This is a genomic window from Lysinibacillus sp. NPDC097162 (assembly GCF_044762185.1).
In the GTDB taxonomy this organism is placed as follows: domain Bacteria; phylum Bacillota; class Bacilli; order Bacillales_A; family Planococcaceae; genus Lysinibacillus.
Window position 1 is genome coordinate 321,326 of sequence record NZ_JBIWDT010000002.1, and the last position, 24,222, is coordinate 345,547.

General features: G+C 37.3%; 17 protein-coding genes. 4 read left to right on the forward strand and 13 right to left on the reverse strand.

Annotation, left to right across the window (positions count from 1 at the left end; all coding sequences use genetic code 11):
- Positions 1-78 precede the first annotated feature (78 nt).
- Positions 79-798, reverse strand: coding sequence for a glycerophosphodiester phosphodiesterase (locus ACIQXW_RS13675; protein ID WP_402762985.1), 720 nt, complete (start codon positions 796-798; stop codon positions 79-81).
- Positions 799-933: 135 nt separating this feature from the next.
- Between ACIQXW_RS13675 and helD the strand changes: the two genes are divergently transcribed.
- Complete coding sequence (helD, locus tag ACIQXW_RS13680; RefSeq protein ID WP_402762988.1) at positions 934-3,162, forward strand: RNA polymerase recycling motor HelD; 2,229 nt, start codon at positions 934-936, stop codon at positions 3,160-3,162.
- Positions 3,163-3,536: 374 nt separating this feature from the next.
- Here helD and ACIQXW_RS13685 read toward each other — a convergent pair whose 3' ends face one another.
- The 4 genes from ACIQXW_RS13685 to ACIQXW_RS13700 all read right to left on the reverse strand — a co-directional run bounded on the left by ACIQXW_RS13685 (position 3,537) and on the right by ACIQXW_RS13700 (position 9,422).
- The gene (locus ACIQXW_RS13685) at positions 3,537-4,403 is read right to left on the reverse strand and encodes a GNAT family N-acetyltransferase (protein ID WP_401019398.1); all 867 of its coding nucleotides are present in this window, start codon (positions 4,401-4,403) and stop codon (positions 3,537-3,539) included.
- Positions 4,404-4,899: 496 nt separating this feature from the next.
- Positions 4,900-6,732, reverse strand: coding sequence for an ABC transporter ATP-binding protein (locus tag ACIQXW_RS13690; RefSeq protein WP_402762991.1), 1,833 nt, complete (start codon positions 6,730-6,732; stop codon positions 4,900-4,902).
- Entirely contained in the window at positions 6,732-8,453 is a 1,722-nt protein-coding gene (locus ACIQXW_RS13695; RefSeq protein WP_402762994.1) for an ABC transporter ATP-binding protein, read from the reverse strand. Before ACIQXW_RS13695 ends, ACIQXW_RS13690 begins: the two co-directional genes overlap by 1 nt.
- Positions 8,454-8,528: 75 nt before the next feature.
- Positions 8,529-9,422: a DMT family transporter gene (locus ACIQXW_RS13700; RefSeq protein ID WP_402762997.1), complete on the reverse strand. Its 894-nt coding sequence runs from the start codon at positions 9,420-9,422 to the stop codon at positions 8,529-8,531.
- A gap of 186 nt (positions 9,423-9,608) precedes the next feature.
- On the opposite strand from ACIQXW_RS13700, the gene ACIQXW_RS13705 reads away from it, so the two are divergent.
- On the forward strand, positions 9,609-11,630 hold the full coding sequence (locus ACIQXW_RS13705) for an EAL domain-containing protein (RefSeq protein WP_402762999.1): 2,022 nt from the start codon (positions 9,609-9,611) through the stop codon (positions 11,628-11,630).
- Positions 11,631-11,721: 91 nt separating this feature from the next.
- Here ACIQXW_RS13705 and ACIQXW_RS13710 read toward each other — a convergent pair whose 3' ends face one another.
- Together ACIQXW_RS13710 and ACIQXW_RS13715 are read right to left on the reverse strand one after the other, a co-directional pair.
- Positions 11,722-12,189 carry a threonine/serine exporter family protein gene (locus tag ACIQXW_RS13710; RefSeq protein ID WP_340821134.1) on the reverse strand — a complete coding sequence of 156 codons (468 nt, stop codon included), beginning with the start codon at positions 12,187-12,189 and terminating at the stop codon, positions 11,722-11,724.
- 12 nt (positions 12,190-12,201) lie between these two features.
- Entirely contained in the window at positions 12,202-12,954 is a 753-nt protein-coding gene (locus tag ACIQXW_RS13715) for a threonine/serine exporter family protein (protein ID WP_340821135.1), read from the reverse strand.
- Between the two features lie 372 nt (positions 12,955-13,326).
- Here ACIQXW_RS13715 and ACIQXW_RS13720 point away from each other — a divergent pair, with 372 nt between their 5' ends.
- Positions 13,327-14,733: a polysaccharide deacetylase family protein gene (locus tag ACIQXW_RS13720; protein ID WP_340821136.1), complete on the forward strand. Its 1,407-nt coding sequence runs from the start codon at positions 13,327-13,329 to the stop codon at positions 14,731-14,733.
- Positions 14,734-14,908: 175 nt separating this feature from the next.
- Here ACIQXW_RS13720 and ACIQXW_RS13725 read toward each other — a convergent pair whose 3' ends face one another.
- The 6 genes from ACIQXW_RS13725 to ACIQXW_RS13750 all read right to left on the reverse strand — a co-directional run bounded on the left by ACIQXW_RS13725 (position 14,909) and on the right by ACIQXW_RS13750 (position 22,983).
- The gene (locus tag ACIQXW_RS13725; protein WP_402763003.1) at positions 14,909-17,008 is read right to left on the reverse strand and encodes a beta-propeller domain-containing protein; all 2,100 of its coding nucleotides are present in this window, start codon (positions 17,006-17,008) and stop codon (positions 14,909-14,911) included.
- Between the two features lie 219 nt (positions 17,009-17,227).
- Complete coding sequence (locus ACIQXW_RS13730) at positions 17,228-17,686, reverse strand: SRPBCC domain-containing protein (RefSeq protein WP_402763216.1); 459 nt, start codon at positions 17,684-17,686, stop codon at positions 17,228-17,230.
- Between the two features lie 70 nt (positions 17,687-17,756).
- Positions 17,757-18,731 carry a helix-turn-helix transcriptional regulator gene (locus ACIQXW_RS13735; RefSeq protein WP_402763006.1) on the reverse strand — a complete coding sequence of 325 codons (975 nt, stop codon included), beginning with the start codon at positions 18,729-18,731 and terminating at the stop codon, positions 17,757-17,759.
- A 371-nt stretch (positions 18,732-19,102) separates the two neighbouring features.
- Positions 19,103-20,296, reverse strand: a complete 1,194-nt coding sequence (locus ACIQXW_RS13740) for an acyl-CoA dehydrogenase family protein (protein ID WP_401019416.1) — start codon at positions 20,294-20,296, stop codon at positions 19,103-19,105.
- A 9-nt stretch (positions 20,297-20,305) separates the two neighbouring features.
- The gene (locus tag ACIQXW_RS13745; protein WP_340826378.1) at positions 20,306-21,478 is read right to left on the reverse strand and encodes a saccharopine dehydrogenase family protein; all 1,173 of its coding nucleotides are present in this window, start codon (positions 21,476-21,478) and stop codon (positions 20,306-20,308) included.
- Positions 21,479-21,504: 26 nt separating this feature from the next.
- Positions 21,505-22,983 (reverse strand): aldehyde dehydrogenase family protein, encoded by a 1,479-nt coding sequence (locus tag ACIQXW_RS13750; protein WP_340821140.1) that lies wholly within the window; start codon positions 22,981-22,983, stop codon positions 21,505-21,507.
- 438 nt (positions 22,984-23,421) lie between these two features.
- Between ACIQXW_RS13750 and ACIQXW_RS13755 the strand changes: the two genes are divergently transcribed.
- On the forward strand, positions 23,422-24,222 hold the full coding sequence (locus tag ACIQXW_RS13755; RefSeq protein ID WP_340821141.1) for a TIGR00266 family protein: 801 nt from the start codon (positions 23,422-23,424) through the stop codon (positions 24,220-24,222).

Genomic DNA, 24,222 nt, shown 5'->3' on the forward strand with positions numbered 1-24,222 from the left:
TATTAAGTTCATATGTGCTGCAAAAAAATTCGCCCTCTTTTCAAAAAGTATCGCGAATTTTTTTGCTTATTAGCCTCTTTACTTTGTTAAGCCTGCTAGTATTGCTTCTGGGTCATCTGTAAAAACAGCTTGTATACCAAGCTGTTGCAATTGTTTCGCATACTCTAGGTCATTAACTGTGTATACACGTATCGTCGCCCCTTGTTCAAGTGCTACACCTATCGATCTCCTAAATGCTGTTGGTAAACTGACGTGGATAGCATTTGCAGGGATTTTTGCCGTATATGTTGTAAAATCAACTAAAATTTCAGCAAATAAAGCCGCAGTTTCAATGTATGGCGCCATCTGAGATACAGTTTGAAGCGATTCATGATTAAAGGAAGAAATAATTACTCGCTCAGTTATTTGGTGCTTCGCTATTTCCTTTAACACAAGCGCCTCAATTCCCTCATAAGGAAAGATATCTGTTTTTAGCTCGATATTGATACGGTGATGTGTAGCAACGAAAAGCTCTAATACTTCACTTAATGTTGGAATAATCTCACCTTTATATTCTTCTGCAAACCACGAACCATAATCATATGAACGAAGCTGTTGAAGCGTTAAGTCTTTCACATAGCCTGAACCGTTTGATGTACGGTCAATCGTTTCATCATGGATGACTACTACCTCCCCGTCCGCAGTGACATGAACGTCCAACTCAATACCCGCAATTGGTAGCTTGGAAGCCGCATAAAAAGCAGCTTTTGTATTTTCAGGATAGTGTGCAGATACACCTCTATGTGCAAATAGATCCAAATGCAAAACCTCCTTCTAATCTTTACTTAATAGTATAACAATAAGTGAATTACGATATTTACACTTGATAGGTAAAATTTTGTATAGTAGTATGAGAATCTACTTGAATTTGTAAGTACTTAGGAGGTGCTAAAAATGACTGTAAAACACCCGGATTTTCAGGCTGAGCTGGAGAGGCTAGCATACACCCAAAATTATATGCAACAAATCTTAAATGAATCTCAGCGTGATTTACAATCTGCGCAAGAAAATATTCGGAAGTCCATGGCAGATCTTGATTATTTAGATTCTAGTTTAAGTTATTTGAATATTTTAACAAACGCCCGCTTCTTTGAAATGGCTCGAAATCAAAAAGAAGGCTTAGAAGCCGTACAAAAAAAGCCATATTTTGCTCGAATTCATTTCCAAAAGACTGGTGATCCTGAGGAATTTTTGTATATCGGAAAAACATCCTTGTTTCACCGCGATACGCATGAACCAATTATTGTAGACTGGCGTTCACCTGTGGCAAACGTTTACTATGATGGGCGTCTGGGAGATATGGAATATGATGTACGTGGAGAAATTCATAAAGGACATTTGTTTGCCAAGCGACAATATAAAATCGAAGATGGAGAATTACTCGATATTCGGGATATTGACTTAACGACAAATGATGAATTACTCCAAGAGGCATTAGCAGGAAAAGCAGATGTACGCCTAACAGAAATCGTCTCCACCATACAAAAAGAACAAAATGATATTATCCGCGCACATCTTCGTCAGCCAATTATCGTTCAAGGTGCCGCTGGTAGTGGAAAAACAACAATTGCTTTGCACCGTATCTCGTACTTCTTATATACAATGGGCGAACATTTTAATCCTGAGCAGCTCATGATTTTAGCACCAAATAAGCTATTTATCGATTATATCGGCGATGTCCTACCAGAGCTTGGTGTTGATAAAATATGCCAAACTACGTTTTCAGATTATGTCCTTGCAGCAACTAAATTAAAACTAAAGCTTCGTAATCCTAACGAACAGCTGGAATCATTAGTAATAGGTGGCGCTGATCAGCCTACTGCGTGGATTTCTGAAGTTAAGGGTTCCCTCTATTATCGCGATATGATAGAACGCTATTTACAAAAAATCGAACTGCAAATCGCTGAACAATTCGAAGATGTATTTATTGAAAAATATCGTATAATGCGTGCCTCACATTTAAAAAAGTTGTTTTTATATGAATTTTCTTATATGCCAATTGAAAAACGACTCGCACACATTAAAAAGGTGCTAGCCAGCCATGTTCGGCAAAAGAAACAAGCTGTTTTAAATATGTTACATGCAAAGTACGATGAAGCACTTGGCAAGGCACTTAATGGTATTCGTGATGCAGAGAAGCGTAAAAACATTGTCACTAAATTTATAGATGAACGTGATGAACGTATGCCAGCAATTGAAAAAGAAGCAAAATCGACTGTATCTGTCTATATGCGCCGCTTTGCAAAATATAATGTAAAAACGCTCTATCGTACACTTTTAACAAATGCTGAGTTATTAGCAGAAGTCGCACCAGAATGGCATTATTTAGAGCAACAGCAGTTTTTACAATCACATGCTAAAGAGCAATGGATGCTAGAAGATTTAGCTGCTCTCTATTATTTACAGGCACGACTAAAAGGGATTGCAGATGAGTGGAAAATGCGCGTTGTCTTTATCGATGAAGTACAGGACTACAGTCTATTCCAGCTAGCCGCTCTAAAAGCAGGGTTAGAAACCGATATGTTTACAATGGTAGGTGATTTAGCACAAGGAATTCATAGCTACCGCTCATTAACAGCTTGGGAGCCTGTGCAAAATTTATTCCCTCGTGCCAGCTTCAGAACACTTCAAAAAAGTTACCGAACAACCATTGAAATTATGGAGGTCGCTAACCAAATTTTAATGCAAATGGATGAGCAGCTACCTTTAGTCGAGCCTGTAGTCCGTCATGGGGATGCGCCAACTTTTATACAGGCAGCTTCTTTTAATACGCAGCAAATTAAAGAAGTTTTTGATCGTATTAGAGCAAACCGGCATCAGTCGATTGCTTTAATTTGTAAAACTACAGCTGAAGCCAAATCAATGCAACAGGCTTTGATGAACGATGCTATCCCTTGTCAACTTCTCACTGAGGATGAGTCTATAAATCAGCAAGTATTACTTGTAGTACCAAGCCATTTAGCAAAAGGACTGGAATTTGATGCTGTCATTGTTGCTGCATTTGATACCCCTTTCTTTAATACTAAAATTGATAGAAAGCTACTTTATGTTGCACTAACTCGTGCAATGCATGAGCTTTATTTAATCGGTCCATCAAAAAAAACATTTTTATTAGATAATTAAAATTCTTCATATAAGCTAAAAAAATAGCACAGTAGGATATAGCCCCCTAAAATGCTATTTTAACGTTGGATAGCCTTGCTCAATCATATTAGATAAATAAAACTACAAAATTATTTATGTCGCGGTGGTAGTCTGTAAAACTTTCCTTTTGATAAGTACGCTTTAACAACTTTCCACCATGAGCGAGGTGCTTCCCTAGGAGGAGACTTTTTTTTCGGCAATGCTGGTATACGCATGAGAACGACCCCTTTCTTCAGGCTTATTAATACTATATGGACATAGTACACATTTATGATAAAAAAGAAGTTTTTAACAGTTTCTTAAAAATAAAAAAAGTGAGAAGTGAAGCTTATTGCTCACTCCTCACCCATCATTTAATTTTTCACATAATAGTCTAGTTGCTGTGCTTTCATAAAGCCTGCTCTCTCATAAATCGAAATCGCTTTTCTATTTTCGATTTCTACATCAAGCATGACAAATTTAGCGTTTTGTTTACTTGCATAGTCTTTTGAAAAAGACAATAAAGCTGTACCGATTCCTTGCCCTTGATACTGCGGATGAACTGCTAGGGCTGTCACCCATTGTATTTCATTTTCCTTAACTGTTGCCACCGTACCTACAACTTGACCGTCTTTATGTGCTACCCATAATTTCCGACCATTCGTTGACGTATTAAAGGCAATTAGTTCCTCCGATTCTGATGGCAAATCTCCAAACGCCTCACTATAAATAGTGATCAATTCAGTCTGTTCTTCTGCAAATGGGGCTATATGAATATCATTTCGTAGTTCAACTGACTCTGCTTTCGTTTCCAGCGTCGCTTCTGAAAAACTGTATGAATAACCACACTTTTCGATAAATGTATGTCCAAAGGGAGATCCATCAATAACTACTGCTAATTGACCTTCCGCTCCTCGCTCTTGTAGACCAGCTTGTAATACGTTTACTAATGCTGTCCCAACTCCTTTTTGGCGATAAGCTGGAGAAACTACTAACGACCATTCATACGTATGTAGCCCCATTAAATCAATAGCACTTGCAGCACCAACTAATTCATCATTATCATCTTCATAAGCGAGCACCATAAAACCTTTTGATTCAAATGAGCCTGCTAATGGAATATTCATAATCGTTTCATATACACGATAATCATTTAAGGTTGCTTCTTCGCATAATATTTTTAATTCATTCAGTGTTTCCTTGTCCAGCGGGAATGACACTGTAATTACTGAAATGTTCATTGTTTACTCCGTTCTTAAACCAGACTATTGCCCTATTGTAGCAAGAAAGAAAATAAACTGGCAACAAATTATAATACCCTTTTCTAATAATCAGCAATTTTACTTCAAATACAGAAAAAACAGAAGGATTTATACTACTATTGTACTTCAAAGTAAATGAAATTTACTAGAAGGCATTAGTTATAAATTATTATATAGGATGCCTTATAAGAAATTAAATAATTATATTTACTGTAATTATTATAACATTTATTCAAATAAATTACATTATTAAAAAACAGAATGACTATATTGAATAATCATGTACTGTTACTATTGGCAGGATGCCTCCCATTGTAAAAAAGAGCGATTTCATAAAAGAAATCACTCTACACTATAGACAACACATAAGCGAAACTACTACCGATGCAATCCAAAGGTTTACCGGTGATTTTTCTAGGTCGACAGGTTAACTGCCTTTTTTACCAACAACTCGTGCTACACGGCTCTCTTCACACTACTCATCTAAATGATGTGTTGAGGAATTTAGCATTTGGGCATAAATCCCACCAGATTCAATTAACTCATGCTGTAATCCAGCTTCAACTAGCTCGCCCTTTTGCATAACTAAAATAACATCCGCATTGTGTACAGTGTTCAACCGATGTGCAATTACAAAACTTGTTCGTCCTTGCATAAGCCTATCGAGCGCCTCTTGGATTGCTAATTCTGTTACTGTGTCAATGCTACTTGTTGCTTCATCAAGCAATAAAATTTTCGGATTAGCAATTAGTGCACGTGCAATCGATAGTAATTGCTTTTGTCCTTGGGAAATCTCACGTCCATCTGCCGTAAGAACAGTGTCATAACCATCCTTTAGTTTCATAATAAAATCATGGGCATTAGCAAGCTGTGCTGCTTCGACAATTTCATCATCGCTAGCATCTAAACGACCATAACGGATATTCTCCATTACTGTTGTTTCGAATAAAAACGGATCTTGTAACACAAAGGCCATTTGTGAGCGAAGTGCCTCCCGATCAATGTGCTGTACATTTACACCATCGAATAATACATCGCCCTTTGCCACCTCATAAAACCTAGCAATCAACTGTAGAATAGTTGTTTTTCCAGCACCAGTTGCACCTACCAATGCAACAGTATGCCCAGGCTCAATCGTAAAATTAATATCTTTTAATGTGTAGGATTCCTGTGCATCATCATACTTAAAAAACACATGTTGAAATGTTACCTGTCCTAATAATGTATGTTTTTTTGCAGCAGCCATTTCCTTTTCAGGCTGTTCGTCAAGTAAAGAAAATACACGTTCAGCTCCTGCTATAGCTGATAATACCGTATTAAACTGATTTGCCAAATCATTTAATGGTCGTGTAAATTGGCGAGCATATTCTGTAAAAATAACAATTACCCCAATTGACACATGACCGTATAGCGCTAGTACTCCACCAATACCTGCAACAATTGTAAAGCTCATATTATTTAAAAAGTTCATGACTTTCGGTATATAACCCGAGTACGTCTGTGCCCAAAAGCCCGTATTTTTCAACCGTAAACTTTTGTCGCGAAATTCTGCCTTTACACGTTCTTCCTGTGAAAAGGCTTTAACAATTCGCTGCCCTGATATTGTTTCTTCGATCATGCCGTTAAGCGCTCCTATGGCTGCTTGTTGTTCCTTAAATAACGGAGCCGTTCGACGGGTAATCCAGCGCATCGCCCAAAACATAATTGGAATAATTGTCATTGTTAAGATCGTTAACAACGGACTCAAGCTCAGCATAATGATAATCGTGCCGCCAAGCGTTAACACACTCGAAAATACTTGTATAAAAGAGCTATTCAAAGTCGAGCTTACTGCTTCAATATCATTTGTCATACGACTCATTAATTCGCCATGTTGTCGTCTATCAAAATACGAAATCGGTAGCTTTTGAAAATGAGCAAAAACACTTGTGCGCAGTCGATAAATCGTTTGTTGGGCAATCCCTATCATCCAAAAATTTTGTAAAAATAAAGCGACCGCTAAAAGTAAATAAATACCAACAAGCAACATAACTTTACTACCTAATCCTTTAAGCTCACCATGCATCACATATATATCAATTATTTTGCCTATTAAGTACGGTCCTAGAAGTGCCAAAATCGAGCTTGCCATTACGAGTAACAGGACGACAATTAATAGCATACGTTGTTCATCGACAATCTTCCATAAACGCCAAAGTGTACTTTTCCAATCTGCTGCACGTGGACCTTTCTTTTTCTTTACGACCTGCTTTACATCATCTTTCGATAAAATCGGCTCATAGCCAAAAGGTTTTTGGAAAAATCCCATTATTCCACCTCCTGTTGGGAGATTGCGATTTTTTTATACAGTTCAGAAGTTTGCAGAAGCTCTTCGTGTGACCCATATCCGACCACTTCGCCTGCATCAATTAACAAAATATGATCTGCACCTTTAGCCGTCCGAATTTTTTGTGTGACCACGAGCATCGTTGCTCTTTCTTCACTAAGCGCATCCCATAGTGCCTGCTCTGTTTTAACATCAAGTGCACTTGTACTATCATCAAGCATTAATATATGTCCTTTTCTTAATAACGCTCTAGCAATAGACAATCTTTGTTTTTGACCACCTGATAAATTAACGCCCTTTTGCCCTACTCGGGTATCATAACCACTTGGGAAATCTTCTACAGATGCGTGAATTTGTGCCTGCATTGTTGCATTGAGCACCTCGTCCATTTCGGCTTCTGTATCGCCCCATCGAACATTGTCAGCAATACTCCCTGTAAATAATAAAGATTGCTGCGGTACATAACCTATAATGTCACGTAGCTCTTGTAGATCCCATTGCTGAACATCTTTTCCTTCTACAAAAATCTGTCCTTCCGACACATCATAAAAGCGTGGAATAAGCTGTAGTAATGTTGATTTACCAGCTCCTGTAGCCCCCATGATTGCTAATTTTTCACCTGACTTCACATGAAAAGTGACATTAGACAATACAGCAGTGTCTGTACCTGGATAGCGGAAGCTTACATTTTTAAATGCTAATTCGCCTAATTTCAAGTCGTTAGCTGCACCTTCTTTAGATGACGAAGTAATTTCTACTTCATTGTCAACAGCAAGCACCTCTGTCATACGTTCTGCTGAGGCTTTTGCACGTGCATAAAAAATTATAATAAAAGCAAACATTGAAAATGAACCTGTCATACGCATTGCATAATTGACGATAGCTACAATATCACCAAGCGGTGTCGTTCCAGCAGCAACTTGCTTTGTACCGAACCAAAGTACAGCCAATAAACTCATGTTCATTACAAACAATAATACAGGCATAATATACTCCATCGTACGCAGAGCTTTGACAGTATCCACCTTTAATCGTGAAGCAACCTGCTCAAAGCGCGTAGCCTCATATGCCCCACGTAAATAAGCCTTCACTAAACGCATCGCTTGCAAATTTTCTTGAAGGACACGATTCAAACGGTCCACACGCTTCTGTACTCGCCCAAAATATGACACACCTTTTGCAACCATAAAAATAAGGAAAACGAAAATGAGCGGTGTACCAATAACTAAAAACAGTGCTAGCTTTGCATTGACAACAAAAGCCATGACGATGCTCCCAACAACAGCTAGTGGTGCGCGGAGCATAATCCGAAGGCTCATAAACAGTACTGTTTGAACTTGCGTTACATCATTAGTTAGTCGAGTAATAAGCGAAGCCGTAGAGAACTTTTGATATGTAGCTAATGTAAAGGATTGAATTTTGTCAAACAAAGCATTGCGCAAATCAAAAGAAAAGCTTTGCGCAGTATGTGATGAAAAATAAGAATTGACGACGCCTGATATAAAGGCGATAAAAGATAAAACAAGTAAAATGGCTCCCCATTGAATAATCATGTCATTATTTTGACCGCGAACACCATCATCAATAATTTTGGCCATGATAAGTGGCTGAACAAGCTCTACAAATAATTCAATCAACATCAAACATAATGCAAAAATTGCAGTCCACTTATATGGTTTTACATACGAAAAAATTACTTTCACATTCTCTCCCCCTTATTTGAGAAGAACTATCATTTACACTGAAGGTAGTTAAAATAACCTACACAAATAATAAATTTATGCTTTTTCACCTGCAATAGATAGCCACGTTACACATACAAGCATAACGAAAACTCCCACTAATTGCCACAATCCTAGCGATGTGCCAAATACAATTACTGAAATCACCATCGCCGTTAAAGGTTCAATACTAGATAAGATACTCGTCTCGACAGCTGTAATATACTTCATGCTACTTAAAAATAGTATAAATGCTAAAGTACCTGTAAAAATTAACGCCATCATTAACCCAGTAATTTTTAAATCTGCAAAGACAATCCACTGATTTGATTGCCATACACGACTTAATATGCCTAATGTTACACCACCAATTAACATTCCCCATCCTACAACAAGGAGCACATTCCATTCCTTCATAAGACGTGCAGGATATAGTGTGTAAAATGCAAAAGTTAATCCAACCGCTACTCCCCATAATAAGGCTTTATTACTAACTAATAAAGAATCAAATGAAGCATTCGTTAGTAGCAGAAATAATCCTACTAACGTGCCAATAATACCTAACACTTGATATTTAGGTGGCCATTTCTTTAAACTAAGAGAGACATAAGCAACAACAAATATTGGCGCTAAAAATTGAAGTAACGTAGCTAAAACTGCATTACTTTCATTTATAGCTCCGACAAAAGCGTATTGCACACCGAGCATCCCTACGATACCAAAGATGACAAGCTGCCTACTCCAAAGCTTTTGTTGCCATATACAAAAAATATTTTTACCCGTTAGCAACAAATATGTAAGTAAGACAATACCTGCAACTGACAACCGAATTGTCAGCATAAAAGAAACTGTCAATGCTGTATGATTGAGTAACCATTCCATTAATGGTCCAGTTGCCCCCCATAGCATCGCTCCAGAGATAATAAAAAGAATACCTTTTAATCGTTCCATCCAATTCCCGCTTCCTATATACGTACTAAAAATTGTTATTTTTCTTCAAAACTTTTCATTTATCTCATTAGAAAAGTCCTATCTTTTCCGATTATCAAATATTTACAAATATATTCATAATGACTAATTCCCGATAATTCTCTATAATATTAGTATATATAGATTACCCAAGGAGATCGAATAATCATGAGTCTTAAGCACAAATCATTTACGATAGATGAGCATTATATAAATTCACTTCCTTTTCCTGCAATTGTTATAACACAAAATGGACAAGCAACTATTTCAGGAAAACACGCTGAAGAATTATTTGGTTTTTCAGTCAATGACATTACAGGACATACTACTCCATCCATACATGAAAATCTACTAAGAAATCTTTCAAATGAGACGTTTCAATCGATTTTACAAAATGAAGAAAGTACATATATAGATCAGGTTCAAGTTTGCACCCAAGCAGATGAAGAAATCACTACAGCAATGCTAGCTAAGCCATACTTTGAACAGGGTGAACACCTTATTCTCATTATGTTTATGTTACCAGAGTTAATGATTAATTCGGTTTCAAACAGTAGTACTTATGTAGACTTAAAGCAAGGTTTAGACTCTACTTTTATGACCGTAACGCTTGATCGTGATGGATTTATTTTAGAATGTAATGCAGAGTTTTTAAAAATTAGCCAATGGACACCAAAGCGTGTTATCGGCAAAACATTCTGGCAGTTGTTCCCTGAAAATGAAGTAAGTGAAAAAATTACAAATACAATTTGGCGCAATTTAAATAATGGTCACACATGGCAAGGCGAAATTGAAAAAGTTACGAAAACAGGGCAGTCTTATTGGGTGCTTCTCACAGCTATCCCAACATTTAATCTAGAAGCTAATGAGCAACAATTTATTTTAATTGAAAAGGATATTACAAAATCTAAGACGATACAACATCAGCTTGAAAAAATTGCTTACATAGATACCGAAACAGGCTTAATGAATGCTCATCGACTAGAAAAAGTAATTTCCAAAATGATCGAGGAAGAAAAACACTTCTCCTTCGTCTATTTAAGTATCGATAAGTTTTACACATTAAAAGAATTACATGATCAACAAATAAACCAAAGTCTTATTATTGAATTTACAAATCGTATCAAAATGTACTTCCAGGACAGTACAATGGCACGTATTAACGAAAATGATTTCGTTGTCATTACACCTTTAAGTGAATGGTTTATTCAAGGCTTCTTGTCCTATTTACAACAGCATCCGATTTATAGCAGCAATATTGCAGTTCCTATTTCAATTAGTTGCGGGATTACACGCTTCCCTGAGGATCAAACTACCTTCTCACAGCTAATGAAAGCGTCTATCGCAACGATTACAACGGTTCGCGAAGCTGGTGGCGACAAAATTGTCTCCCTTTCAAAAGCAACACATAAAGCTTTAAATCGTAAAGCATTAATTGAAAAACGTCTACTACAAGCACTTGATCAGAAAAACCTAAAAGTACTTTATCAACCACAAGTTGACGTTTACACGGGTAAAATTACAGCTGTAGAGGCACTAGTTCGTTGGGAAGATGAAGTTATTGGCGTAGTTTCACCAGATGAGCTCATTCCAATTGCTGAGGAAACAGGGCTAATAAACAATATTGGTTCGTTTATGCTGGAAAAGGCTTGCGAACAAGCGCTTATTTGGAAGAAGGCTGGTTTCAATTTAAAGGTGGCGATTAACTCGTCTGTCCGCGAATTCCGTGACAAAAACATGGCCAAGTCAATTCTTGAAATGTTAGCAAAAACAAATTGTCCTGCAAACCTTATTCAAATTGAAATTACAGAGAAATTTGCATTGGAAGCTGAAGCTGCAACCTTTATTACACAACAAATGCGCAAGCTTGAAAACGAGGGCATCGCTTTCGTCTTAGATGATTTCGGTACAGGTTATGGTTCATTCCGCTATATGCAAATTTTACCGATTGATACATTAAAAATTGATAAAGCATTTACTAGTTCGTTATTAAAATCCGAAAAATCACAAAAGCTTATGCATGGTATGATACAGTTAGGCAAATCCATGGAACTAAAAGTGGTAGCTGAGGGTGTTGAAACGGCTGAGCAAGCTAATCTGTTAATTACTTATGGCTGCGATACTATTCAAGGATTTCACATTAGCAAACCTGTTACACCAGAAGAAATCGAAGCACTACTTGTAAAATAAAAAACAAGATAAAGAGCTGTTCCTAAGGATACAATCACTTACGGAGCAGCTCTTTTTTTATTACTTTTCATAATCTAGAGTTACATAGCATTTATTTTCTGTAAGTCCTTTTCAGCTTTGACTTGCTCGAACGTACAGCCCGAAACACAAACTGCATTAATACTTCTGCAAATACTAGGCCCATAACAATCGCACCTGTAATTAAAAACGCCTTCAGTCCATACTGTAAGCCTTGTAAATAATCATCCTCCACTACATTTCGCATTGCATTGTAAGCCATCCCCCCTGGTACAAGGGGAATTATTCCCGCTACAATAAAGATAATCATCGGCATTTTAAAACGACGTGCATATAAATGCGCAACAATTGCTATGATAAATGAGCTAAAAAACGAAGCGTCTACAACATCCATACCGTGCTCTGTTAATAAATAATAAATCATCCAGCCAATCACACCTACAAAACCACAATGGAACAAGGTTTTTCTAGGAACATTAAAAATAATTGCAATTCCGGCCGTTGAAAAAAAGCTCACAATTAATTGTACGAATATATCCATTTTTCCCGCCCCCTAAAATGATAGGATGACGGCAATTGCTGAACCGATAGCAAAAGCTGTTAAAAACGCCTCTGCTCCCTTTGCCATCCCTGACATAAAATGACCTGCCATTAAATCCCTTACCGCGTTGGTGATTAAAATACCTGGTACTAGTGGCATAACAGAGCTAATAATAATTTTATCAATTTCTGTACCATAGTTAAATTTCACCGCAAAAAAAGCAATCGTACCAATAATTAACGAAGCTGTGAACTCCGAGAAAAACTTCACTTTTGTTAAATGGTTCATTAGAATAAGAGTAAGAAACCCTAACCCTCCTGCTATAAATGCTGCAGGGAAATCAGACCATCCACCCTTAAACATAATTAGAAAACAGCCACTCGCAAGTGCTGCTGAAAATACTTGTATATACATCGGCAAAAAATAATTTGTTTTTTGTATCGTCTTTAGCTCGTCATAAGCGTCTTCTAATGATATTATGTGAGATGTGAGTCTACGAGATACTGAATTTACCATGGATATTTTTTGTAAATCAGTAACCCTACTGGAAATCGAAGTGATTCTCGTCGGCTGTGTCTTGCCTAACGAAAAAATGATACCTGTAGGTGTAGCATAACATTGCGCATCTAGCATATTTTGAGATTGTGCCATACGTAGCATCGTATCTTCAACACGATATGTTTCTGCACCACTTTCAATCATAATTCGCCCTGCAAGTAACAAGCAGTCAATAGTAAATTCATTATCCACTTCATGTGATAGCATTCCAGTTATCTACCTCCTTCAAAAGGTTCCTTGCATATAGTAACGAACTGCAAATAAAAACTCAACCAAAAATCTTCGATATTATCAATTATATTTTGGAATAATTGTATCTGTCGCTAAATGATACAATGCCTTCAGTTCAAAATCCATTTATTAGTCGAATTTAATTGAGCTAAAAACTGAAAAATACAGTTTGCAAAATCGAGTCTTTATAAGTTATTCACGTGGTGGTTATAAAAAACTGTTACATATTCTATTTTTTATTATATTTCTATTTAATTATATAAAATATTTGTAGATTTCTATAACTTTTCCAATGTCTCGTACGTCTGATTTTATAGAAGAATAATTATAGAAAGGAGCAAACCAACATTGATAGAGGAGCGCAGAAAAAGACGCCGCCCAATAATTGATTTATTGTTAATTGGGCTCATTGTTACATTAATATCCATCATCCTTGTTATTATACTATCTAAGGACGAATTTAAATTTCAAAAAATAAGTGCCTCGAAAGACACAAATAGTGAATCTAATTTATCCACAGAAAACTCTGCGTTTCCTGGCATACGTATTGTATCTGACGTTTCTAACGATAAACGCTCACCTTTTGCCGTTCACTATCCACAAACAGAAAATAAAGTTTTTAACGAGACCGTACTACAATATATTACGGATGCTAAAGACAACTATCTGTCATCTATGAAAAATAATAAGAATAAAGAGGCTAAGGGTGAGCTTACTATAAATTTAGAGACCTTCCCATATCACGAGCACTACTATTCATTTGTCTTGACGAAAATGCAGTATTTAGGCGGAGCTAATCATGTCGTTTCAACAACAACATTTTTCTATAATAACGAGACAGGTGAACAAATTAATATACAAACGTTATTACAAAACGATAACAATAACTTATCAACTTTAGCAGCCTATGTTCGCAAAGATTTACAACAAAACCTTCAGTTAAAAGAAGTACTAAATGAAGATGAGCTACTTAAAGTGACGGAGCCAAAGTGGGAAAACTTTAATCGGTTTGCCATTGTCGATGATTCGATACATTTTTACTTTGACGAATATGAAATTGCAAGTGGATCAGCAGGTGCACCTATAGTGAAGCTTTCACTTTCACTTATCAATCCATTGTTAGCCTCTGAATTCCAAATTGCTATGGAGACAATGGAACCAACTAAACCTCCTGTTTCCCCAGGAGATCCAAATGTTAAACGTATTGCGTTAACATTTGATGACGGTCCACATCCAAAAGTTACAGAGCAAATTTTAAATACGCTCGACAAATACGATGCTAAAGCTACATTCTTTATGCTTGGCAGTCGCGTAAAACACTATCCTGATATCGCCAGAGATGTTCTTGCACGTGGTCATGAAATTGGAAACCATACATGGAACCATCCTGTATTGACAAAAATGCCGTTAGAACAAGTATTAAAAGAATATACATCAACAGCTAATGAAATTGAATTAGCAATTAATCAGGGCGCAACCGTTTTTAGACCACCATATGGAGCGACCAATGATGAAATAAATGAAAAAATACCAGTTCCTGTAGTACTATGGAGTATTGACACATTGGACTGGAAACATCGTAATTCACAATTATTACTAACGTATATTAAAAGTAATTTGCACAATAACTCCATCGTTTTAATGCATGATATTCATCAATCAACAGCAGATGGACTCGATGCTGTACTCGCCTATTTACAAGGAGAGGGCTATGAATTTGTTACAGTATCTGAAATTCTTCCATATCGTCAATGAATAGAAAAAGTGTTAGATTGACTAAAATCAATCTAACACTTTTTTGCTATGCCATTGATGTCCGTTTTGGTGGTTTCTTCTCGCTTAGAACAGTAAGACGCTCCCCCGCTAACGCGAGGGTTGTTACGTCTTACGTTTTGTTTGTTCGGCGCAGGAGTCACCACCTTTGCTACCATTAATTGATGTTTAGTGTATCAAGCGGTTTGAAATCTTTTAATTGGTAGCTCTTTACTTCATTGCGTGCAATTGTGTATAAAGTATCCTCTACATAAACTACACGTTGGACGTTTTGCTCCCAATTTTCATATGGCTCACCCGTGCTTTTATTAATGATATTTCCTTTTAGTGCAATGCCCTTCTCCGCTGTAATTTCATAAATTTGTGCACCTTGACCTTGGTATACAACTTCATCGTCCTTCCCTGCCTCATAAAGCACGACTGGGAAGCCGAAGTAATGATATTCTTTATTGCGGAACAATGCTTTTGGATTGTATTGTACGTCTGAATAAGAGCCTTTTCCACCAATTTTCACTGTAGATTGCTCTTTTGGGTTTTTAAAATCTGTAACATCAAATAGCGACATTTTCATATTAGTTGTTACCGTGAAATTACGCTTCGTATAAGGATCAAAACGTTCTTCCGTATCATAACCAATTCCAATTAGGTGTGTATCATCTAATGGATGTAAATAGTTGCTAAACCCTGGGATTTTCAATTCACCTAGTACTGTTGGCTTTCTCGGATTTGCTACATCGATAACAAATAGTGGATCAACTTGTTTAAATGTTACGACATATGCTTTCTCTCCCATAAAGCGTGCTGAATACACTTTTTCCCCTGGCGCCAAATCCTTTACTGCACCAATCTCCTTTAAGCTTTTATCTAAAATAAACAAATGGTTTCGGGAAATATTTTTCTCATCCCACATGTTGCCTTCAGTCGTAACAATGCGGAAATTCCCCTCGTACTCATCCATTGAATATTGGTTTAACACAGAGCCTTTAACTTCACTCGTACCAACAAAGTTCATGGCTGTTCCATCTAAATCCCATTTAAATACTTGTGTATTACTTGATAGAGGCATCCAGATTCTGTCCATGATACCTCCGAATGGAACTGCTTGATTGCCATCATAAATTGGTGTAGTTAAATATAGCGCATCTTCTGACATATAAAGTCCACTACTACCTCCTAAATAACCTTTAGTATTAGCAGAAGTTTTAGCTCCATTTTTTAAATTAATTGCTGTAATTAAACTATACGTGCCATCCATTGTGTTTGGTAAAATTGAAATCTTATCAAGAGGTAAGCTTTTGTATTCCTCACTGTCTACACTATCATACATTTTTGGCTTTAAATCTTGCGTTCCTTCCTCTTGAAGAATCCAATAATTTGGATGCATATTGCCGATTAAATACAGCGTATCATTTGTAATTCGCATATCCTGTAAATAGCCCTCTTGAGCAACTTCACGAATAAATTTTGGATTTTTCGGATTTGTAATATCATAAAAAACGGCCGTCGACATGCTTGTGCCTGATTTTTCAATGTAGTCTTCTCCTATTGCAATTAATACATTATCGTATAATGCTAACTTCACAATATATTGAGATTCCTTTTGTTTAATTGTCGTTGCCAGCTTCAAGTTTTTAGGATTATTTGCATCAACAACAGTTATACTTTGGTCTTTTATAGCGTAAATAAAACCATCTTTCACAACTACTATATCGCCCTCTTCGACACCTTCTACTTGGTTATTTGTCGTAGAAGAACTATTAGCTGAAGGTGCGCTATCTTTACTGCTTGAGGCACTATCCTCAAGAATGCCCATTTCGGGCTCCCTATTACCATTTGCCATAATAGCTTCAAAATATTGTTGCAATTCTTTTTCAGATTTTACAGGCTCTAGTTTTTCAATAACGGTAAATGCAATATCATGGGATGTCGTCTTAAGCGTACTATAAGCGAATGCTTCTTTATTTACATGTAATCGATAACTACCAGGAGAAAGTTTACTAACAATAAGTGATTTTTTATCTTCTCCCAACGTAATTGTTGCTGTCACTCTTTGCCCCGCTTCATCGGTAACATAGACAAATTCATCCGTTATATTTTTTGATTTTAAAGCTTGTGTAAAGGATGCTGTCCAACTTTGCGTTGATATAATTGTACTTGTTGCTTTAGCATGCGCTTCTGGGGAAACCATAAATGTGAAGACCCCTGGCAAAACAGCTAAAACAACGATAATCATTATGGCTAACCATTTACCTCTCATTATTTTCCACTCCTTCATATACTTGTTTTATAATTAGACTACTGAAGTGTTATAAAGTTACATTTAAAGAAAAAATTTTATAAAAAAATAAAAGCGATACATTGAAACAAAACTTCGAGCAGCTTGTCGGTAAATAAAAATAATCCATTTTGATAAAAGTATTATCAAAATGGATTATTTATTAATGGTTGATAATAAGGACTGTCCTTCCTTCTCCTCTTATAAACCTTCACCAAAATCTAGCGTGCTACCTGTTTCTACTAAAGTTTTTGTATTACTTAAAATCATCCACCAAGCTATGTCACTGTTGTCATAGGAGGTATCGCCTTCTTTCCATTGGTCATGAATAAGCGTCAATTTCGTGCATGATCCAACAGTCTCTAAAAGATAAGAAATTCTTGATTCCAATGCTTTATTTCCCTTTACATAAGACTTTCCAGGATAGTGAGTAAAACGCAGTAACCGATTTGGTTCATATTCCAATACGTTGCCGTATACATGTACTGTTTTATCTCCATCTACACCTGGGCCGACATATTCCAAAAGGTCGCCAACCTGAAATGTAGAGTTAATGACAGAACCATAATAAATTTGTTTTGTACCTTCTGGAGAGATAAGTGCTTTCCAAACTTCCTCAGGTGTACCTGCAATAAAAAATTGATATTTTAAATCATTCATCATTTTTATACCTCCTAATAATTTTGCTTTGAACATTTACAGTATAAAAAAACTTCACTGACAACTACGGTCAGTGAAGTGAAGTATTTTGATAATGCTTGAATAACTCAAAGCTAATAGTTTTCAATTTTTCCTGTAATAAAGTTGGCTCCAAAATAGTAAGTGATTTACCATAGGGAAGAAGAAAGTAAGGTACAAAACGATGAATGGACTCTTTATCGACCTTAAATAGAGCCTGATTATTTTTTCGTTCTATTAAAGCATGATTGAATAACCAATGCTGACATAAATCATCTAGCACATGTGCATTACCTTCGATACGGACTGAAACGAGTTTATCAAGCTGATTCGAATCAGGTAAAAGGTCTTTTAAAAAGTAAGAACGTGCTGAGAATCCAAAAGGCCGATCAAATTTTCGATCCGTTTTGGACAATGATTGAATACGATCAATTCGAAAACTCCGCACTTCTTTCCGCAAATGGCAATAAGCTACTGTGTACCATTTACTTTTCCAATATACAATACCATAAGGGTCGATATAACGAGATTGAGGTTCAATCTCCCTTTCTTTATGATAAACGATATTTACACTATAACTGTCTGCAACAGCCATTTCTAAATCTTGAAGAATAGATTTTAAAGAAGGTGCAACAGTCGGATGTATAACTTCAAATCCTCTTAAATGATTATTAATATGATTCAGTTGTTCCTCGTTTGTATACATTTTCAATTTAGAAATGGCTTCATCTAAAGTTTCACTAAAAGGATACCCGGCATCTATTGCAAATTTTGCAGCGTGTACAAGCGCTTTCTGCTCATCCGGGTTAAAAAATAAAGGGGCCTTTGTAAATTCATTTAGTAAACTGTACCCACCGTTATGCCCTGCATCTGAAATGATTGGTACGCCACTTGCACATAGAGCATCAATATAACGGTATACCGTGCGGATACTGATTTCTAATTCTTCAGCTAGCTCCTTTGCAGTCAATTGTTTCCTTGTTTTAAGGAGCCATAATATAGAAAGCATATTAACCATTTTAGACATATACAAAGATTCCTTTCTCCGAAATTCAAATCCACTTAATGCGCTCCTTCTGGAAGAACATTCTACTTTATTATAAATATCTTACTGTGGCATTTAAATAAAGGTTGATAAAATATTTCCTATTCGAAGTTCAGTTCAGACTGTAGATGGCTACTGCCGTTGATTTCTATTACAAACCGTAGATTTTTTTCTTACCAATACATAAAATTGAGTAAGAATTGAGAATTGAGAATTGCGTGAGTGCCTGGCACCTAAAAATAAAAAAATGACAAAAGGCATTGTCAAGAAATAATCTTGACGCCTTTTGTCGAGCATCTCAGCTAAACTAATTAATTGGTTAGCTTAACATTAAAAAATATAATACCTCTCTTTTACTCATCAAATGGCCATTTAGGTAACATTTTGGCTAACGGCTTATCGTTCCGTCGACCAAGTACATAATCGGCTTGCATAATGGTATGAATTTCTCGTGTACCTTCATAAATTACTGGCGCTTTAGAGTTACGAAGATAACGCGCAACAGGATAGTCATCTGAATAGCCGTACGCACCATGAATTTGCAGCGCGTCATCTGCTGCCTTATTGGCAAAATCACAAGCCTGCCACTTTGCCAACGAAGTTTCCCTTGTGTTGCGAATTCCATTATTTTTCAACTCACCAACTCGATAAACAAGCAGACGACTCATTTGATAGCCTGCTTCCATTTTGGCAATCATTTGGCCGACAAGTTGATGCTCACCGATTGGCTTGCCAAATGTCTCACGCTCATGACAATATTTCACACTTGCCTCAATACACGCTTGAATAAGACCAACTGCACCCGCTGCTACTGTAAAGCGGCCATTATCCAATGCAGACATGGCAATTTTGAAGCCTTCTCCCTCTTCACCTAAACGATTTTCAACCGGAATGCGCAAGTCCTCGAAAAAAAGTTCTCCTGTATTTCCTGCACGAATTCCGTACTTCCCTTTAATCGCCTTGGATGAAAAGCCTTCCATTGAGCGTTCAACAATAAAGGCACTGATGCCATGATGTTTTTTCGATTTGTCTGTATAGGCAAAAACAATAAAGTGATCAGCTATATCACATAAAGAAATCCACGTTTTTTGCCCATTTAACACATAACAATCACCATCTCGAACTGCGGTGGTAGTCATTGCCGCTACATCAGAACCTGCACCAGGCTCAGTCAACCCAAATGCCCCAATACGTTCACCTTTCGCCTGTGGCACAAGGTATTGCTGTTTTTGCGCTTCAGTGCCCCATTGCATTAACGTCATACTATTTAAACCTATATGGACGGATACAGCCGTTCGAAAAGCTGTATCCCCTCGTTCAAGTTCCTCACAAACGATAGCAAGTGCATTATAATCCATGCCACTGCCACCGTACTTTTCAGGTACGCATACACCCATAAATCCGAGCTCAGCAAGCTTTGACCATATGCTTGCATCAAAGCTCCCCTCTGCATCCCACTTTGCAATATGTGGCATTATTTCATCATCAACAAACTGGCGTACAGTTTTTCTTAGTATTTCCTGCTCTGTTGTAAATTCGAAATTCAAGGCCTTCACCTACCATTTCACAATCATTGCAGATTTATGAGATGTTTCCTTAATGACAACACCACGCTTAGCCATTTCTTTAATATACGGCTCACCTGGTACAATGGTTTCTGGAGCAAATACTCCACGTTCTGTAATAAGCCCATCGCCAATCATTTGTGCTACTACAGAAATTGTATTCGCTGTAGCACGAGCCATCGCTGTCTCATTAATTGTCATATCTTTACGTACGACCATTTCGTACTCATATGTGACCTGCTGTTGCGCCTTTTCACCTGCTACTATTACACGTAATAGCACCGCATCAGGCTTCGTTCCAAGTTCAAGCTTTTTCTTCAGTGCTTCCCTGACAACCGCTCTTACAGGCACTTCTTGATTTTCCAGCTCTACATTATTACTAGCATCTAAAAATCCTAAGTCTGCCAATAATTTAAATTTCTCTGCATGCCCCTTATAACGAATCGTTTTATATTCTAATGTGTGGACATTTGGGAATGTCTTATAAAGAGTGGAAATACCACCCGATGTATAAAATGCCTCAAGCACACCAAAACCATCGAAATATATAGGTTCAATTCCTGATAATGATGGAACTTCTTCAAGCTTGCCTTTTTGAATCATTTTAGAAGGCTGTGTATAGTGGTCAAATACACCATCAAGAGAAAAGACACGCGTATAGTGCAAAGGTGGCTTCGGCTCTGTAGGAATGCCTCCTACATATAGTTTAATAGATTCTACTTCATCTAGTTTTGTTGCGCCATAGCCTGCTAATATGTTCACCATACCTGGTGCTACACCTAAATCAGGAATGATTGTCACACCTTTTGCCTTTGCTTCTTCATGTAATGCCAAAATCTTGTCAGTTACACCACCGATATGTCCTCCTAAATCTACGGAATGAACACCTGCCTCTATCGCAGCCCTTGCCACACGTTCATTGAACGAATAGAACAGTGCATTCACAACAACATTACCTTTTGCAATAACAGATGTTAATGAGTCATCACTTTCCGCATGCAGCTCTACTACTTCAACTTTATCTGTATTTAATGTATCTACAAATTTTTGAGCTGTATTTACGTCGATATCTCCTAAAATAACACGTTCAACATTGTTATTTTTTATTAAATCACGAGCTACTTCTTTCCCCATCAATCCTGCACCTAATACAACAACTTTCATCATGAACATCCCCTTTCATTGATCTGTTACTTTGTATCGATTTGTGCTCTTTGTAATTTGCCGCTGTAGTCAACGTATATGCTCTTCCATTCTGTGTAGACATCCAATGCTGCTACACCAGAATCTCGATGTCCATTTCCAGTTCCTTTCGTTCCCCCGAAAGGCAAATGGATTTCAGCACCTGTCGTACCTGCATTGATATAAACAATCCCTGTATCTAAGTCTCGTTGAGCGCGGAAAATCGTATTAACATTTTGTGAGAAGATAGAGCTTGATAAGCCAAATTTCACACCATTATTGACTTCAATTGCTTCATCTAAGTTGGCAACTTCAATAAGAGAGACGACCGGTCCAAAAATTTCTTCCTGTGCAATAATCATATGAGGCTTGACATTGGTAAACAATGTTGGCTCATAGTAAAACCCTTTATCATAAGGAGCCTCGTTTAAAATTTTGCCTCCTGTTAATAAGGTTGCACCTTCCTGTTTACCAATCTGTACATAATGATTAATTTTTTCCAATGCCGCTCTATTAATCACCGGACCAATTTTCACACTTTCATCTAAACCGTCTCCAATTGTTAAAAACTGCATTGCTTCTAATAGACGGTTTTCTAATTCTTCTCTTACATCTTTATGCACAATCACACGACTACATGCTGTACATCTTTGACCTGCTGTACCAAATGCACTCCATAATATCGCTTCTGTAGCAAGCTGTAAGTCTGCATCGTCCATGACAATTACAGCATTTTTTCCACCCATCTCTAGTGACACTTTCTTTAAATGCTTCCCACCAAGTTCCGCCACCTTACTTCCCGTTGTGGTAGAGCCAGTAAACGAAATCACTTTAACATCTGGATGCTCAATCAATGCTGTCCCTACAGTTGGCCCTGTACCAAAAATAATATTTGCTACCCCTTCCGGTAAGCCCACTTCCTCAAAAATTTTCCCCATTTCATACGCCATCATTGGTGTTTCATTAGATGGCTTCCAAATGAACGTATTGCCCGCGACAAGGGCAGGGAAAGATTTCCATGTAGCGATAGCAACAGGGAAGTTCCACGGTGTTATTAGGCCAACTACGCCTATTGGTGCTCGCACACTCATGGCGAACTTATTAGCAAGCTCAGACGGTGTTGTCTCCCCAAACAACCTTCGCCCTTCCCCTGCCATATAATAAGCCATATCAATTCCTTCCTGTACTTCCCCTCTTGCTTCTTCAATCACTTTACCCATTTCTTTTGTTAAAACGGTCGCCAAATATTCTTTCTTTTCTTTCATCCGTTGACCGATGGCATATAAATAATCTGCACGCTTTGGTGCTGGCACAAGTGCCCATTGTTTTTGTGCAGCCTTCGCTACAGCTACCGCTTCCATCACTTCATTTGCAGTTGAAAGCGGTATTGTTGCTAAGTGCTCTCCGTTTGCAGGATTTGTCACTGCTATACTTTGTAAATGCGAATGTGTAACCCATTTACCACCGATATAGTTTTTAATTTCCATTACAAACACCCCCTGATAAATCTATGATGCTTTGGCTTCCACGTACCTTTTGCTTTCGCTACAGAAAATATCTGCCGCTATTGCTTCCTATGTGCACTACATAACATATATGCAGTTACAAAGTGTCAAAATTCCGAATTTTCATTTTAAAGCAACCCCATGATTCTTAAATCTAATCACGAAGCAACGTTGGTGAAAAATATCGGTGACAATTGCCAAAGGCTTTATCTTTGTCCAGCAATTTCAAATAGATAGTGCATACTTTCATCACTATATAGAAACAACTGATGCAAAGATAAATAATACACATTCTAGTTTTTTATATTCGACATTTTCTAGCTTATTCCCTTTTTTTCTAAAATTATTAATTATGTACTGAAACTATCCTGTCTAATAATCGTATACAATAACAATAAATGATATTGGAGGAATTACATTATGAATAACCATGAAATCGACTACAAAATATTTGGTGATGACATGCAATATGTGCAAGTTGAGCTAGATCCGCAAGAAACGGTAGTAGCAGAAGCAGGAGCCTTAATGATGATGGATGATGCTATTCAGATGGAAACAATTTTTGGTGATGGCTCAAGAGGTAGTTCACAAAGCGGTTTTATGGGGAAATTACTTGGAGCAGGTAAACGTCTTGTGACAGGTGAAAGCTTATTCATGACTACATTTACGAACGCTGGTTCAGGTAAACGTCATGTCTATTTCGCATCGCCATATCCTGGGAAAATTATCCCTATGGATTTAAGTCAACTAAAAGGGAAAATTGTTTGTCAAAAGGATGCTTTTTTGGCGGCTGCTAAAGGCGTTTCAGTTGGTGTTGAATTCCAGAAAAAAATTGGCGTAGGGTTCTTCGGTGGTGAAGGCTTCATTATGCAAAAACTTGAAGGCGACGGTATGGCTTTCGTACATGCAGGTGGTGCAATTCATCAAAAAACTTTACAGCCTGGCGAAGTATTGCGTGTTGATACAGGTTGTTTAGTAGCGATGACTTCTGACGTTGATTACAATATCGAAATGGTTGGCGGCGTAAAAACTGCGCTATTTGGTGGTGAAGGAATCTTCTTCGCAACATTACGCGGTCCAGGTACTGTTTGGGTTCAATCATTACCGTTTAGCCGTTTAGCAAGTCGCGTCTTTGCAGCTGCTCCGATTTCACAAGGCGGTGGCGGCCAGTCAGCAGGTGAAGGTGGTATCGGTGGACTATTCGATATGTTCAATAAGTAA